Genomic DNA, 15,525 nt, shown 5'->3' with positions numbered 1-15,525 from the left:
CCACGTCGCGCGTTCACTGCAGGTCGCGTCGTGGCGGCCGCTCCCCGCCGTATGCCGTCACGTGCCCACGCGACCGCGTGCCCGACGCCTCTTCCGCTCGTGCCAGACTCGCGGTCGTGACCGGCAGCGAAGCGTGGCCCTCCAAGGCCTTCCTGCGTTTCTGGCGGGCGAGTGCGGTCTCCGGACTCGGCACGTACGTCACGCTCTTCGCGCTGCAGGCCCTCGTCATCCTCGACCTGCACGGCACGGCGTCGGAGGTCGGATGGCTCAACGCGGCACGGTGGCTCCCGTACCTCGTGTTCGGGCTGCTCGTCGGCGCGCTCGTCGACGGCCGGCGACGGTTGCCGCTGATGGTGGTCACGGACCTCGCGCAGGCGGTGCTGCTCCTGACGATCCCCGTGCTCTGGTGGCTCGACCTTCTCTCCCTACCGGCACTCCTGGTCATCGTCATGCTGACCGGCTCCGCCGCCGTCATCAACGGCGCCGCCGAGATGTCGTTCCTGCCGCGGCTGATCGAGCCCCGTCACCTGCAGCCGGCGCATGCCCGCATCGACGGGGCAGACGCGGCGGCCTCGACCGCGGGTCCGGCGCTCGGGGGACTGCTGGTCAATGCACTGGGCGCACCGCTCGCTGTCCTGCTCGACTCGCTGACCTACCTCTACTCCGCCCTGACGTTGCGCCGGATCACGGTGGAGGAGCCGCCCCAGCGCACCGGGGTCACTGTCCGCGGGCTCGTCCGCGAGATCGCAGAGGGCATCCGCTGGGTCTACCGGACCTCCGGCCTGACCACCATCGCGGTCGCGACCCACGTGTGGTTCGTCGGGAACGCGATCGTCGGGGTCGTGCTGGCCCCCTACGTCCTGCTCACCCTCGGCCTGACGGCCTTCGAGTTCGGCATCGTGGGTGCGGCGGGTGGCATCGGCGCTGTCATCGGCGCCCTGATCACGACCCGGGTCGGCCGACGCCTCGGCACCGGCCCAACGATCATCACCTGCCACGTCCTCACGACCGCCGGGGTGGTGGTCATGGCGCTTGCCGGGCAGGCCGGCGGCGGCGCGCTGGTCGCGGTGCTGGTGGGCCAGTTCCTCTACGGCTTGGCAATGGGCATGAGCAACTCCCACGAGATGAGCTATCGCCAGCTCAAGACTCCCGATCCGCTGCAGGCCCGCACCAACACGACGCTCCGGTCGTTCAACCGCGCGGTCGCGATGGTGATGGCGCCCATCGCCGGCGTGCTCGCCGACGGCTGGGGCGTCCGACCCACCCTGCTCCTGGCGGCGGCCGTCTTCGCACTCGTGGCGATCGGGCTGGCTGCCACGCCGTTCCGGCACGTGAGGGCGGCCGCGTAGTCGCGTTCAGCCGCCCGGGGTGGCGGCGCACCTCGCGCGCCGAGCTGGCGGGATCACCCGACCGGAAGGCCGCGTGAGGGTTCGCCCTCGCGCGATGGCACGATGGCGGCCGTGCCCATGGACATCCGCGAACTTGCCGCCGTCATCGACTCGACCTGTCGACTTCGAGGGGAGTTCATCCTCCGCAGTGGGACCACCACCGGCGAGTACTTCGACAAGTACCGCTTCGAGGGCGACCCCCGGCTGCTGCGGACGGTCGCCGAGCACATGGTGCCGCTGCTGCCGTCGGACACACAGGTCCTGGGCGGACTCGAGCTCGGCGGCGTGCCCATCGCGACGATGGTCAGCGCCCTGACCGGCCTGCCGGCAATCTTCGTGCGCAAGGAGGCCAAGACGTACGGCACCTGCCGGCTGGCCGAGGGCGGCGACGTCACCGGCCGCACGGTCACGCTCGTCGAGGACATCATCACCACGGGCGGCGCTGCGCGGAACGCCGCGGTTGGGTTGCGCCGGCTGGACGCGAGCGTGCACACCGTGGTCTGCGCCATCGACCGTTCCGAGCCGGGCGCCAACTCGCTCCTCGAGATCGGCCTCGAGACCGTGGCCGTCATGACGAAGGCAGACCTGGACGCAGCCCGACCCTGAGCGCGCCCTCGCCGCGCGCGGAGGGCAGACGTCAACCCCTCAGGACACCCGCGGAGGCCAGCGACGGGTGCGCCACTCGTCCCAGGTCGCGAAGCCGGCGGGCGGGCCGTCGACGGGTTCGCTGCCGTCGAGCTCGCCGGGAGTCGGGACATCGAACGCAGCGGCCCACGCGGCGAGCTCGTCGTCGGACATCGGCCACGTCGTGTGCGGGGCCTCGGCCTGGCGCTGGTCGGCCCGTCGGCGCTGCTCCGCCGCCGTGACCTCGAAGTAGTGCACCGCCACCGCCGCCCCGCGGTCGGCTGCTGCCTGCCTCAGCGCGGATCGCTCATCGCGGCTCCAGAGGCCGAAGTCGATGACGACGTCGTTGCCGAGCTCGAGGACCCGGAGGCCGACCTCGACGAGCCGGCCCTCGATGACGTCCTGAGCCGATGGCGGGTTCTCCTGCCCGTAGAGGGCTTTCACCCATTCGTCCTTCGTCAGTCGTAGGGCTCCCCGGTCGACCTCGATACGCCGCGCAGCCGTCGTCTTGCCGGTGCTCGGGAGCCCGACGGTGAGATGGAGAGTCGCCTGCAGCCTGCTCATCGAGTGAAGGTGAGGTGGGTGACGCCGCTCGGCGTCGACACCGCCTCGACGGCATACCCCTGCTCCAGTGCCTCGAGGCCGTCCCACAACCGCACACCGCGCCCGAGCAGCATCGGCACCTGGACGACGTGCAGGTGGTCGACGAGCCCGGCGGCGAGGAAGTCGCGCACCACGGTCGGCCCGCCGCCGATGCGGACGTCCAGCCCCTTGGCAGCCTCCCGGGCCGCGTCGAGCGCGTCGACCGGCGGCGCGTCGAGGAAGTGGAACGTCGTGCCGCCGTCCATCTCCAGCGGCCGGCGCGGGCGGTGGGTCAGGACGAACGTCGGCGTGTGGAACGGCGGGTTCTCGCCCCACCATCCACGCCACTCGGGGTCGTCCTGCCAACCGGGCGGCCCGAACTTGCCTGCGCCCATGATCTCCGCGCCGAAGCCGTGCTCGTGTCGCTCGGCGAACGCGTTGTCGGCGCCGGTGCTGCCCGCAGCGCCCTCACCCTGCTCGACGACGCCGAGGCCGTGCCAGAACCGGGTGGCGGTCATCCACTCGTGCAGCCGGTGGCCGGCATGGCCGAACGGGGCCTCGGCCGACAGCGCCTCGCCGGTGCCGAAGCCGTCGAGCGAGATCGAGAAGTTGTGGACTCTGGTGCGCGACACGGTGGCTCCTGCGGTTGTCGGAGGGTCAGTCGGGCGGATCTTCGCCGCATTTCGAGCATCGGGTGACGCGGCTCGCCCACCGCGATCCTGCACGGCGGCTCGCCCTGCGGTCCACCTCTTTGGCCACGCCACGAGCGGCCTAGCCTTGGGGCATGGATCTCGGCCTGGACTTCGGCACCACCCACACGGTCGTCGCCCACGGCGATCGCGGCAACTACCCGGTGGTCACCTTCCTCGACGAGGAGGGCGACGCCCGTGACCACTTTCCCTCCGTCGTCGCCGACGACGACGGGACCTTGGTCTACGGCTTCGCGGCGCTCGAAGCGGCCAGACGAGGTATGCCGTCCGCCCGGTCGTTCAAGCGCCTGCTCGCCGAGCCACGGGTCACGCCGGACACCCTGATGCGCCTGGGCGACCGTGACGTCCCCCTCTTCGACGTGCTCACCGGGCTCTTCGCGGCCGTCCTGGACGCGCTCCGCACTGCGTCGAGCATCGATGAGCGGCTGGGTGACACCGAGCCGCCACGCACCATGCTGGGCGTTCCGGCCCAGGCGAACAGCGCGCAGCGCTTCCTGACGCTGGAGGCGTGCCGACGCGCCGGGTTCGAGGTCGCCGGCCTCGTCAACGAGCCGTCAGCGGCCAGCTTCGAGTTCGCGCACCGGCAGGCCCGCTCGATCACGTCGCGGCGCGACCTGGTCATCGTCTACGACCTCGGCGGTGGCACCTTCGACGCCTCGCTCCTGCGGCTGTCGGGCACCCACCACGAGGTGCTCGACTCCTTCGGCGTCAACCGGCTCGGTGGCGACGACTTCGACGAGGTCCTCGCGACGACCGCCCTGCGCGCCTCCGGCCGCTCACGGTCCGAGCTGTCCGACCCGACGTGGGCGGCCCTCGTCGAGGAGTGCCGCGAGGCCAAGGAACGAGTTGGTCCGCAGTCCCGCCGCATCGCCGTCGAGGTGCCCGAACCCGATGGCGGGGACACCACGACCGTCACGGTTCCCGTCGACGACTTCTACGCCGACGTGACTCCCCTGGTCGCCGCGACGACCGAGGCGATGGAGCCCCTCGTGCAGTCGCTGCAGTCGACCGACGTGCACGGCGACGAGCTCCAGGGGGTGGCCGGCATCTACATCGTCGGCGGCGCGAGTGGTCTCCCGCTCGTGCCGCGCCTGCTGCGGTCACGGTTCGGTCGTCGGGTGCACCGCTCCCCCATCCCCAGCGCCTCCACGGCCGTGGGCCTCGCCATCGCCGCCGACCCCGACGCCGGGTTCTCGCTGCGCGACCGGCTCTCGCGTGGGTTCGGGGTCTTCCGCGAGCGCGAGGGCGGGGCGGCCGTCTCCTTCGACCCCGTGCTCGACCGGTCGCTGCGCACTGCTGACGCGCTGGACGACTCCGCGGCCGCCGAGCCGGTCGTGGTGACCCGCCGCTACCAGGCGGCCCACAACATCGGCTGGTTCCGCTTCGTGGAGTACTCCTCGGTCGACGACCAGGGCGAGCCTCGCGGGGACCTCACGCCGGTGGCGCAGATCGTCTTCCCGTTCGACCCCGAGCTCCAGCGCACCGTGGGCCAGGGCCAGGGTCAAGGCCGCGGCGCCGACGACGCCTCGCCCCTGCACGCGCTGCCCATCGTGCGGCTCGAGTCCGGCCCGCTGCTCGAGGAGCGCTACAGCGTCGATCCGGCCGGGATCATCGAACTGTCCCTCACCGACCTCACGACTGGCTATCGTCAGGAGCACGTGCTCCACGCCTGAGCCGGTCGAACGGCAGCCAGGTTCGAGCACGAGTCCGGGGCCAAGAGTGTGCCGAGCGCCTCCTCGAAGGCGTCGGCCGCGTCGTTGCTGGGGGTGAGGTCATGCAGCCTCGAGGTCGTGCCACGCATCGTTCGGCCCTGTTCGCGACCGGCGTGGCAGTCCTGCTGTGCTTGGCCGCCGCCTTCGGCGTGTGGGCCTTCGCCACGGCCCCGGCCACGACGCAGGCAGGTCTGCCGGCGTCCCCCACCGGCGCCGCCGGGGCGGGCAGGGGCTCTGCCGTTGCACCCCAACCGGGCGCAGCGCCGCGTTCGGTCCGGCCGAGCACCACCGATCCGAAGGATCTCGACGCCATCGCGGCGAGTGAGGATGCCGCCGCCCGACAGACCCCAGGGCAGCAACCGTCCACGAAGTCGGCGTCGTTCGTCGGCGAGGTGGGCACCTACCTCGTGGGGCGCGGCATACCGCCGGGGACGTACGAGTCGGCAGGGGGTCACGACGGCAGGACCTGCCACTGGTCGCGCCTGAAGGGCCTGGCCCGCGTCCCGGCCGACGTGGTGGCCTCGGGTTCCGCCACGGGCCCCACCCGGGTCACCATCGTGGCGTCCGACGCCTTCTTCGAGACCAAGGACTGCGCGACCTGGCACAAGACCGCCGGGTGACCGATGGCCTCGTCAGCCGCTGGAGCCCGGTGCGTATGCCGTCATACGCCGAGGAGTCAGCCCTGCCGCACTGCCGCGCGACGGGACGGGTCGAGCAGCTGGGCGAGGTGCAGGCTGTCGCGACCGCGGAGGTCAGAGACCTGGGTGCGGCACGAGAACCCGTCGGCGAGCACGACGGCGTCAGGGTCGGCGTCGATCGCGGGGAGCAGGTTCTGGCCCGCCACCGCCAGGGACACGTCGTAGTGGCCGATCTCGACCCCGAAGTTGCCGGCCAGCCCGCAGCACCCGGCAACGGTCTCGACCGTCGCGCCCGTGGCCGCGAGCAGGTCGGCGTCGGCCTTCCAGCCGAGCACGGCGTGGTGGTGGCAGTGCGGCTGGGCGACCACCGTCGTGCCGGACAGGTCGGGGCCGGTCCAGCCCGGCGTCTCGGCCAGGAGCTCTGCGAGCGTGCGCACCCGTGACGAGACCAGCGCGGCGTCCTCGTCTCCGGGGAGCAGCTCGTGGACGTCCGACCGCAGCACCGCGGTGCAGGACGGCTCGATGCCCACGATGGGCACTCCGTCGCGCGCGTCCTCTGCGAGGGTCGCCACGGTGCGGCCCAGGATGTCCTTGGCCGAGTCGAGCTGCCCGGTCGTGATCCAGGTCAGCCCGCAGCACACCGAGCCGCTCGGGAGACGGGGCTCGTAGCCCGCGTCACGCAGGACGCGAACCGTCGACTCGGCGACCTCCGGGGAGAACGCGTCGGTGAACGAGTCTGCAAACAGCACAACGGGTTTCAGATCCGAGGCGGCCGGCCGGAAGGTGCGTCGGAACGGCCGTCGAGCGAAAGCCGGGATCGAACGCCGCCCGTCGACGCCGGCGAGCCACATCGAGAGCGAGCCGAGGCCGGGGAGCGTCAGCGCTCGGTTGGCCAGCCACGGCACGCGGCCGCCCAGGCGCGCCCACATCGGCAGCCGGCCGAGTGTGTAGTGGGATCGCGGACGCAGCCGGCGGCGGTAGGTCTGGTGGAGCACCTCGGACTTGTAGGTCGCCATGTCGATGCCGGTCGGGCAGTCCGACGCGCAGCCCTTGCACGACAGGCAGAGGTCCATCGCATCGTGCACCGCAGGGTCGGACCACGGCAGCTCGCCCCGGACGACGTCTTGCAGCACGCGGGCTCGCCCGCGGGTGGAGTCCTTCTCCTCGCGCGTCGCGAGGTAGGAGGGGCACATGACGCCGCCGGCCGCGGAGTTGTCGGCGCGACACTTGCCCACGCCGGTGCATCGGTGCACAGCCTGGGCGAGGTCCCCGCCGTCGTGCGGGTAGGCCATCGCGAGGTTGCGCACCGGGAAGTGCCCGACGGGGCGCACGTCGGCGTCCAGCGGGTCGGGGTCGACGAGAACCCCCGGGTTGAGCAGGTTGTCGGGGTCGAAGGCGTGCTTGATGCCACCGAAGAGGGCGAGCGCGTCGGCGGAGTACATGTGCGGCAGCAGCTCGGACCGCGCGCGACCGTCGCCATGCTCTCCCGACAGAGAACCACCGAATCCGCCTACCAGCCTTGCCGATTCGGTGAGGAACTCGCGCATGACCTTCGTGCCGTCGGGCTGGTCGAGCGGCAGGTCGAGCCGCACGTGCATGCAGCCGTCGCCGAAGTGTCCGAACGGCGCGGAGGTCATGCCGTGGGCGCTGACGAGCTCGTCGAAGGCCGCGAGGTACTCCCCCAGACGCGCCGGCGGCACGGCCGCGTCCTCCCAGCCGGGCCACGCCGGCTTTCCGGAGGGCGCCCGACCGGCGAGGCCGGCGCCGTCCTCACGGATCCGCCACAGCCGCGCCTGGACGGCGGGGTCGTCGACGACGACGGCGTCCTCGGCGAGCCCTGCCCCCGCCAGTCGTCGGGCCCGGCCAGTGACCTCCTCGAGGTCCTCTCCGGCGAACTCGACGAACAGCCAGGCCCGCCCGCTCGGCAGGGGCGGGATGGCGTCGGGTCCTCGTCGGGTTCGCAGCACGTCGATGAGGCGGGAGTCCAGGCCCTCGCAGGAGGTCGGGCCGTGGGCCACAACGGCAGGCGCGGCCTGACCGGCGGCGACGATGTCGCGGAAGCCGAGCACGACGACAACCCGCACGGAGGCGTCGACGACGAGCTTGACGGTGGCGCCGGTGATGACGCCGAGGGTGCCTTCAGACCCGACGAGCGCCTGGGTGAGGTCGAACCGCTCGGGCAGCAGATGGTGGGCCGCATAGCCCGACACCTGTCGGCCGAACCGGTCGAACTCGGTCCGGGCCGTCGAGAGGTGACGCGCCATGACCGTGCGGACGCCCGCGACCACGTCGTCGGCTCCGCGGGTGAACGGCACACCGCTCGGGTCGTAGCCCGTGGTGAGATGCTCGCCGGCTGCGGTCAGCAGCTCGAGCCCTGCCACGTTGTCGGAGGTCCGCCCGTACGCCAGGGACCGCGAGCCGCACGCGTTGTTGCCGATCATCCCGCCGATGGTGCACCGCGGGTGGGTCGAGGGATCGGGGCCGAAGCGTATGCCGTGTGGCGCAGCCGCCTTCTGCAGCACGGCGTGGACGGTGCCCGGCTCCACGACGGCAGTGCGGGACTCGGGGTCGACCGACAGGACGCGGTTCATGTGCCGGGAGAAGTCGAGGACGACTCCGCGCCCGACCGCGTTGCCCGCGACCGACGTGCCTGCACCACGCGCGGTGATCGGGACCCCGGTCGCGCGCGCGACCGCGAGGGCGGCGGCGACGTCGTCGACACCGCGCGGGCGGACGACCGCGAGCGGGAGGATGCGGTAGAGGGAGGCGTCGGACGCGTACATGCTTCGCGTGCCCGCGTCGGCCCGCACCTCGAGGCCGGCGCCGACCAGGGCGCGGGTCACATCCGTCGAGAGCTCAGGCATGGGTAACATGTTACTCATGGTCCAGCTCGCGCTCCCCCACGGCGCTCCCTCGCTCGCCGACGCCGTGGTCGACGCGGTGCGCGCGGGCATGGCCGCCGGAGAGCTCGTCCCTGAGGACACCTACTCCGTCTACCAGCTGGCCGACCTGCTCGGCGTCTCACGCAGCCCGGTGCGCGAGGCGTTGCTGCGACTGGCGGAGGCGGGACTCGTGCGGATCGACCGCAACCGCGGCTTCCGGGTGCTGACGCCGCGCGCCCACGACATCGAGGAGATCATCGAGATCCGCCTCGCCCTCGAGCCGGGCGCAGCCCGACGCGCGGCCGAGGAGGCCACCGAAGAGGAGCACACGGCCATCGGCGACACGTTCGCAGCCATGGACGCGGCCCTCGAGGACGAGGACAGCTTCTGGGTCGCCGACCACGCCCTCCACGACCGGCTGATGCGCGCCGGCGGCAACCAGCGTGCTGCCTCGATCATCGACCGGCTCCGGGCGACGACGGCCCTGCTCGGGCCGCCCACCACGACCGCCGGTCGCACGCTGCGCGAGATCCGCGACGAGCACGAACCGATCGTGACGGCGATCCTGCGCCGCGACGGAGACGCTGCCGAACGGGCGATGCGCGACCACCTCGAGCACACCGGCCGGCTGCTGGCCCGCAGCCTCGCTCGCACGACGTCGTCCCGGGCACCCTGATGTCCCCGGCCGCCGCAGCCGTCTCAACCCGCGCACCGCTCAGCGCCCACGCCGCCGCTCGGGGCACCCTTGAGGCCCCACGGCACCACGAGTCGCAGCACCACGACCGACAACAACCACGAGACCGGGACTCCGGCACCGACCGGAAGCCCCAAGGGAGAAGATCGTGAAGGTACTCCTTCTGGAGAACGTCCACCCCGTCGCTGCGGAGACGTTCCGCCGCAACGGATTCGAGGTCGAGGTCCAGCCCGGGTCCCTGGGCGAGGAGGAGCTCGTCGAGGCCTTGGCCGGCGTGTCGGTCCTCGGGATCCGGTCCAACACGAAGGTGACCGCGGCCGTCCTCGACGCGGCACCTGACCTGCGCGCGATCGGGTGCTTCTGCATCGGCACCAACCAGGTCGACCTCACCCACGCGACCAAGCGCGGCCTCGGCGTCTTCAACGCCCCGTTCTCCAACACGCGCAGCGTCGTCGAACTCGTCATCGGCGAGATCCTCGCCCTGGCACGGCGCCTCCCCGAGAAGACGCAGCGGATGCACGACGGCGTCTGGGACAAGTCGGCCAAGGGCGCCTACGAGACACGCGGCCGCACGCTCGGCATCGTCGGCTACGGCAACATCGGCACCCAGCTGTCCAACATGGCCGAGGCCATCGGGCTGCGCGTCGCGTTCTACGACACCGCCGACCGCCTCGCGCACGGCAACGCCCAGCGCATGGGATCGCTCGACGAGCTGCTCGAGGAGTCGGACTTCGTCAGCATCCACGTCGACGGGCGGCCCGGCAACGCGGGCCTCTTCGGTCCCGAGCAGTTCGCCAGGATGCGGCCCGGCTCGGTCTTCATCAACGCCTCGCGCGGCATGGTGGTCGACGACGTCGCCCTGCGCGAGCACATTCTCAGCGGTCACCTCTCCGGAGCCGCCATCGACGTCTTCCCCATCGAGCCCAAGGCCCAGGGCGACCTCTTCGAGTCACCGCTGCGCGGCCTCGACAACGTCATCCTCACGCCCCACGTGGGCGGCTCGACCGGGGAGGCGCAGGAGGAGATCGGCACGTTCGTGTCGGGCAAGCTCTCGGCGTACCTCGCCTCGGGCGCGACCGCGCTCTCGGTCAACCTTCCGACCGTGGCCCCGGCACCCCGCGAGGGCTCGTACCGGATGGCTCTGCTGCACCGCAACGTCCCGGGTGTCCTGGCCTCGATCAACCGCACGCTGGCGGAGGCCGGGGCGAACGTCGTCGGCCAGTCCCTGGCCACCCGCGGAGAGCTCGGCTACGTCGTGACCGACACCGATGTGCCGATGTCGGCCGAGACCCTCGCGTCGCTGCGCCACGTCGCCGAGGCCGTGCACCTCGAGACGTGGTCCGAGGAGGCCGCCGAGTGAACGGGTAGGTCGATCGTGCTGAACCGGGCAGTCGCACTTCAGGAGGAGCCGGACGAAGGCCTCGGCCGTCTGGCGCAGGAGGTCGGAGACGCCAAGGACCCGGTCGGGGCGATCGCCCTCGTCGACCGACACCCGCACGCGTTCCCGCTCCCGGGCCGCGGCCGCACGCTCTCGCTCTGGGAGTCGCTGGCGACGATCGCTGCGACGAGCCTCACGGCTGCCCGCTCGATCGAGCCCCACCTCGACGCGCTCGCCATCCTCGACGAGGCGAGCCGCGCGGGGCACGACGTTCCGGCCCATCCCCACGGTTCCACCTGGGGGGTCTTCGCCGCCGAAGGGCCCGGGACGCGCCTGACCGCCGAGGGTCCGGACTCGGACACGCGGCTCACGGGCGACAAGCCCTGGTGCTCACTCGCCGACCGCCTCAGCCATGCCCTCGTCACGGCGTGGGACACCGACACGACGCGGCGGCTGTATGCCGTCGAGCTGGGTCCGACGAACCGCGTGACGGTGCTGCCGACGACGTGGGCTGCGCGCGGGCTGACGGACGTGCCCAGCGGTCCCGTCGGCTTCGCGGGGTCCGCCTGCAGCCCCGTCGGGCCCACCAACTGGTACCTCGAGAGGTCCGGATTCGCTTGGGGTGGAATGGGCGTCGCCGCCATCTGGTACGGCGGAGCTGTCGGTGTCGCAAGGCGCCTCGTCGGAGGCGGACGCGAGCCCGACCAGGTCGCGTCGATGCAGCTCGGCGCCGTCGACGCGACCCTCTGGGCGGCTCGCGCCGTCCTCGCCGACGCCGCCGCACGCATCGACGGCGGTCGCGCCGACGGGACCGAAGGCGCGGTCCTCGCCCTGCGCGTACGCCGGGTCGTTGCCTCGGCTGCGGAAGAGGTGCTCGAGCGTGTGGCCCACGCGATCGGGCCGGCTCCGCTGGCCCTGGAGGAGGACCACGCGCAGCGGGTGGCCGACCTGCAGCTCTACGTGCGGCAGGAGCATGCCGAGCGCGACGCTGCGACCCTGGGCCGCAGCCTGCGACGACACGACGACGTGACGACGCCACCGTGGTGACCGTCGCGCGGCAGTGAGCGAGAACGGCTGGCACGGCAGCGGGCGGCATACCTAGGTTCGCGAGGGTGGAGACCGTCGCGAACCGGCCTTTGCCATCGGACACGTACGCGCGGGCATCGTCCTCGACAACCTCGTCGCGTCGGGCGCCCTCGACGCCACCATCGGCGTGTTCGACGACCCCGGGGTGTTCGACGACGTCGACGACCATGACGAGCGGAGGAATCGCAACGCCGAGTACGACGCGTTCGACGACCGGTATGCCGGCTTCCTCCTCGTTGAGGTGCTGCCCTCGTGCAGGACCGCAGCGCTCCCGGCGATCGGCCAACACCGCCCACCACCGAGCGGGATGATGGTTCCAGCCCCTCCCGTGCGTGGGTCGGACCGGAGGGCACGGTCAGGTCCCTCGGTGACGCCGCTCAGCGTCCTTTCAGCGAGAGCGCCACATGATGTCCCTCGACCGTTGTGAAGAACCCCCGTGAAGGGGACCGGAGGGAACGCATGTGTGGGATTGCTGGCTACTTCGGGCTCGACAGCGACCCGGTGCTCCTCGAGCGCATGGCGCTCGAGCAACGCCATCGTGGCCCTGACGACGCCCGCGTCCTCCTCGACGCACCCGTGGGCCTGGCCCACCAGCGCCTCGCGATCCTCGACCGGGAGGGCGGCGGGCAGCCGATGACCTCCACCGCGGGCCGATACGTGCTCGCGTACAACGGTGAGGTCTACAACTATCGCGAGCTGCGGACCGAGCTCGAGGCACTGTCGCGGACCTTCACCACCGAGAGCGACACCGAGGTCGTGCTCCAGGCCTTCGCGCAGTGGGGGCCGGCGGCGTTCGACCGGTTCAACGGGATGTTCGCACTGGCGATCTGGGACCGGCACACCAAGACGCTGACCCTCGCCCGCGACCACTTCGGCATCAAGCCCCTCCACCTCTGCCGCGTTCCGACGGATCCCGACGGCGGCGCTGACGCCGGCGAGGCCTGGCTGTTCTCCAGCGAGATCAAGCCGATCCTGGCCAGCGGCCGCTACCAGCCGAGGCCCAACGACCGCACCATCTACCGGTACCTGCGCTACCGGATCCACGACGACGGTGCCGAGACCTTCTTCGACGGCATCGAGCGAGTGCTCCCCGGAGAGATGGTCACCCTCTCGGCGGACGGCATACGACGGACGATGTTCAGCCAGCTGCGCAGCGACCTCCTGAACAGCACGGCGTCGGCAGACGGCTATGACGCGGCCGTGACCGAGGAGTTCCGGCAGCGGCTCACGAAGTCCATCGCCCTGCGGCTGCGGTCTGACGTGCCCGTGGGCACGTCGCTCTCGGGCGGGTTGGACAGCTCGGCCATCACCGTCGCGATCGACCGGCTGCTCGCTGACGACGTCGCCGCGACCAGCGCGGTCGGCACGCGCCAGCGCACGTTCTCGGCCGTCTTCCCCGGCTACCGCAACGACGAGGAACGCTACGTGGACGCAGCCGTCGGAGCCTGCTCGCACGGCGTCAGGTCGCACAAGACACGCCCCACCTCGGCCGAGTTCCTCGACGACGTCACCGACTTCGTGCGCGCCCAGGAGGAGCCGGTCATCTCGACGGGGCCGTACGCGCAGTACCGGGTCATGAAGGACGCCAGCGAGTACGTCACGGTGATGCTCGACGGTCAGGGTGCCGACGAGCTGCTTGCCGGCTACGTCCCTCAGCTCGTCGTCCACCTGCGCGCCCTGCTTTCCAGCGACCGCCGCTCGGCCCTCCGAGAGCTGATCGCCTCCCGGGACGTCCTCGCCCACCTCGCGGCGGCGAAGACGCGCACGCTGCTCCCCCGCCGCAACACGACGCCTGACCTGCTCCGACGCGAGTTCTGCGCCGCGCACGCGACGGAGTCGTATGCCGTCCCGACCGGGAACCTGCGTGCGCGCCTGGTGCACGACCTATTCGTCGGGTCTCTCCCCGCGTTGCTGCGCTACGAGGACCGCAACACGATGCGCTTCTCCGTCGAGGGGCGCGTGCCGTTCCTCGACCCCGATCTCGTCCGCACGATCTTCTCGCTCAGCGACGAGGCCATCATCAAGGGCGGGTGGAACAAGCGGGTTCTGCGCGACGCGACCGACGGTGTCCTCCCACCGTCGATCAGTCGGCGCCGCAACAAGATCGGGTTCACCACGCCCCAGAGCGAGTGGTTCCGCGAGCAGCGTGACTTCGCCCTGGACGTGTTCCGGTCGCCGTCGTTCAGCAAGCGGCCCTACTTCGACTCCGCCGCGGTGCTCACGGCGTTCGAGCGCTGGCTCGACGGCGTTGGCGACCTGGACTCCATGGCCTTCTGGCGCCTCATCAACGTCGAGCTCTGGCTGCGCGAGTTCATCGACGGCGTTGGCGTTCTGCCCGTCACCTCGTCAGCCCGGGCAGCGTGAGGCGAGCCACCAGCAGGTCGGGTCCGACCACGCCGACGTGACCCATCACACAGGCGGCGGTCGACGCGAACGCCGCGGCGGACGGTCGTCTCCTCACGCTGTTCACAGGCTCGTCGGCCAGACTGCTCCTTTTGCCACCCCTCCACCATCAAGGACGCCTGTGCACCGACGAGCTCACCGGCACCGCATGCCGCCTGGACGACGGGCTCGCGGGACGCTCCGCGAGCGACTCGCCCTCGCGGCTGTCGCGCTCCTCACCCTGGTCGTCGGGGCAGGGCCCGCCGTTGCCCAGTCGGTCAACGACGGGGCGCCCGTGGATGTCATGGGCCCTCCGGCGACGGTGCTGAGCGCCGACCCGCACGGGCAGGGGCGCCTCGTCGAGGCGTTCGGCGACATCCACCGGGCGCGCCGCATCGCCGTCATCGTTCCCGGCGTCGGCTGGACCGGCCCCCTCCTCCGCGACGAGCGAGGAGCAGGGCGGCGGCATCCTGCCGTGCAGGCCCGCAGCCTCCTCGCCGAGATGCAGCGGTCCGAGCCGCACACCCCGGTCGCGGTGGTCGTGTGGCTCGGCTACGACCCGCCGGCCGGCATCGACACCGACGCTGCACGCTCTGAACGTGCCACCGACGGTGCCCCTCGGCTGGCCTCCTTCGTCTCCCGACTGCCACGCTCGGCGACGGTGAGCGTCGTGTGCCACAGCTACGGTTCCGTGGTCTGTGCCCACGCGGCGCCCCACTTGCGCATCGCCGACCTCGTCGTCGTCGGCTCACCCGGCATGGACGTGTGGACCCGCTCGGCGCTGCGCACCAAGGCAGAGGTCTGGGCCGGCATCGCACCCGACGACCCCATCGGCATCGTTCCGCACACCCGAGTCGAGGGCTTCGGCCACGCCGCTGACCCGACCGCGCCTGACTTCGGTGCCCGGCCGTTACCGGTCAACGGTGCACACGGTCACAACGGCTACCTCGTCTGCGGGACGGCGTCGCTGCGCGCGATCGCGCAGATCGTGACCGGCCACGCGCAGGCCGTGCGCTGAGCCTGGTGCCCCGGCGTGGCGACACCGCCTACCCGGTCGGGTAGGCGGCGCGGCCACCGGGCCGGAGACGCCTACGCGATCTCCCACCCGAACATCATGGCGTGGTCCTCGTGCGACAGGTTGTGGCAGTGCGCGACGTACGGGCCGTGGAAGTCGCGGAACCCGCGGTAGACGATCACGGACTCGTCCGGGTCCAGCGCAACCAGGTCCTCTCGCGACACGTCGTCGGGATGCCCGGTGTCGGCGATCTGCGACACGTCCCTGCCGTTGCGGACCAGGGTTCGGTGCTCCTCCATGTGCAGGTGGAAGGGATGGACCCACCCACCTCCGCCGTTGCGGATCTCCCACAGGTTGAAGCTGTTCTTCGGCTGGGACGCCAGCGGCGTCTTGCCCGCCGGGTTCTTCAGGCTGGTGGACACCGTGGCCGGCTC

Annotated in this window: 13 protein-coding genes; 9 read left to right on the top strand and 4 right to left on the bottom strand. The window is 71.7% G+C overall.

Features of this window, described 5'->3' with window-relative positions; all coding sequences use genetic code 11:
• Window positions 1–116: 116 nt before the first annotated feature.
• Both AC1DE0_RS22045 and AC1DE0_RS22040 read left to right on the top strand, forming a co-directional pair.
• Window positions 117–1,349 (top strand): MFS transporter, encoded by a 1,233-nt coding sequence (locus AC1DE0_RS22045; protein ID WP_478105705.1) that lies wholly within the window; start codon window positions 117–119, stop codon window positions 1,347–1,349.
• A 117-nt stretch (window positions 1,350–1,466) separates the two neighbouring features.
• Window positions 1,467–1,994 carry an orotate phosphoribosyltransferase gene (locus AC1DE0_RS22040; protein ID WP_478105747.1) on the top strand — a complete coding sequence of 176 codons (528 nt, stop codon included), beginning with the start codon at window positions 1,467–1,469 and terminating at the stop codon, window positions 1,992–1,994.
• A 39-nt stretch (window positions 1,995–2,033) separates the two neighbouring features.
• Here the strand turns inward: AC1DE0_RS22040 and AC1DE0_RS22035 are convergent, their stop codons facing one another.
• On the bottom strand, window positions 2,034–2,576 hold the full coding sequence (locus AC1DE0_RS22035) for a P-loop nucleotide/nucleoside kinase family protein (RefSeq protein WP_478105703.1): 543 nt from the start codon (window positions 2,574–2,576) through the stop codon (window positions 2,034–2,036).
• Entirely contained in the window at window positions 2,573–3,226 is a 654-nt protein-coding gene (locus tag AC1DE0_RS22030) for a dihydrofolate reductase family protein (RefSeq protein ID WP_478105701.1), read from the bottom strand. Before AC1DE0_RS22030 ends, AC1DE0_RS22035 begins: the two co-directional genes overlap by 4 nt.
• A gap of 152 nt (window positions 3,227–3,378) precedes the next feature.
• Between AC1DE0_RS22030 and AC1DE0_RS22025 the strand changes: the two genes are divergently transcribed.
• Both AC1DE0_RS22025 and AC1DE0_RS22020 read left to right on the top strand, forming a co-directional pair.
• Complete coding sequence (locus AC1DE0_RS22025) at window positions 3,379–4,977, top strand: Hsp70 family protein (RefSeq protein ID WP_478105699.1); 1,599 nt, start codon at window positions 3,379–3,381, stop codon at window positions 4,975–4,977.
• A 101-nt stretch (window positions 4,978–5,078) separates the two neighbouring features.
• Window positions 5,079–5,636, top strand: coding sequence for a hypothetical protein (locus AC1DE0_RS22020; RefSeq protein ID WP_478105697.1), 558 nt, complete (start codon window positions 5,079–5,081; stop codon window positions 5,634–5,636).
• A 56-nt stretch (window positions 5,637–5,692) separates the two neighbouring features.
• On the opposite strand, the gene AC1DE0_RS22015 is transcribed toward AC1DE0_RS22020, so the two are convergent.
• Window positions 5,693–8,518, bottom strand: a complete 2,826-nt coding sequence (locus AC1DE0_RS22015) for an FAD-binding and (Fe-S)-binding domain-containing protein (RefSeq protein ID WP_478105695.1) — start codon at window positions 8,516–8,518, stop codon at window positions 5,693–5,695.
• Between the two features lie 16 nt (window positions 8,519–8,534).
• On the opposite strand from AC1DE0_RS22015, the gene AC1DE0_RS22010 reads away from it, so the two are divergent.
• The 5 genes from AC1DE0_RS22010 (at window position 8,535) to AC1DE0_RS21990 (ending at window position 15,094) form a co-directional block, all read left to right on the top strand.
• The gene (locus AC1DE0_RS22010) at window positions 8,535–9,212 is read left to right on the top strand and encodes a GntR family transcriptional regulator (protein ID WP_478105693.1); all 678 of its coding nucleotides are present in this window, start codon (window positions 8,535–8,537) and stop codon (window positions 9,210–9,212) included.
• 163 nt (window positions 9,213–9,375) lie between these two features.
• A complete protein-coding gene (gene serA, locus AC1DE0_RS22005; RefSeq protein WP_478105745.1) occupies window positions 9,376–10,590 on the top strand; it encodes a phosphoglycerate dehydrogenase in 1,215 nt (404 codons plus the stop codon).
• Window positions 10,591–10,605: 15 nt separating this feature from the next.
• Window positions 10,606–11,655 carry an acyl-CoA dehydrogenase gene (locus tag AC1DE0_RS22000; RefSeq protein WP_478105692.1) on the top strand — a complete coding sequence of 350 codons (1,050 nt, stop codon included), beginning with the start codon at window positions 10,606–10,608 and terminating at the stop codon, window positions 11,653–11,655.
• A gap of 498 nt (window positions 11,656–12,153) precedes the next feature.
• Window positions 12,154–14,058: an asparagine synthase (glutamine-hydrolyzing) gene (gene asnB / locus AC1DE0_RS21995; RefSeq protein ID WP_478105690.1), complete on the top strand. Its 1,905-nt coding sequence runs from the start codon at window positions 12,154–12,156 to the stop codon at window positions 14,056–14,058.
• Window positions 14,059–14,245: 187 nt separating this feature from the next.
• Window positions 14,246–15,094, top strand: a complete 849-nt coding sequence (locus AC1DE0_RS21990) for an alpha/beta hydrolase (protein WP_478105688.1) — start codon at window positions 14,246–14,248, stop codon at window positions 15,092–15,094.
• Between the two features lie 71 nt (window positions 15,095–15,165).
• Here AC1DE0_RS21990 and AC1DE0_RS21985 read toward each other — a convergent pair.
• Window positions 15,166–15,525 (bottom strand): multicopper oxidase domain-containing protein (locus tag AC1DE0_RS21985; protein ID WP_478105686.1); only part of this gene is annotated, 360 nt, incomplete at its 5' end.

It is taken from the genome of Terrabacter sp. 05T424, assembly GCF_056396225.1.
The sequence above is the reverse complement of the archived record's forward strand: the minus strand, read 5'-3'. Positions and strand labels throughout refer to the sequence as shown.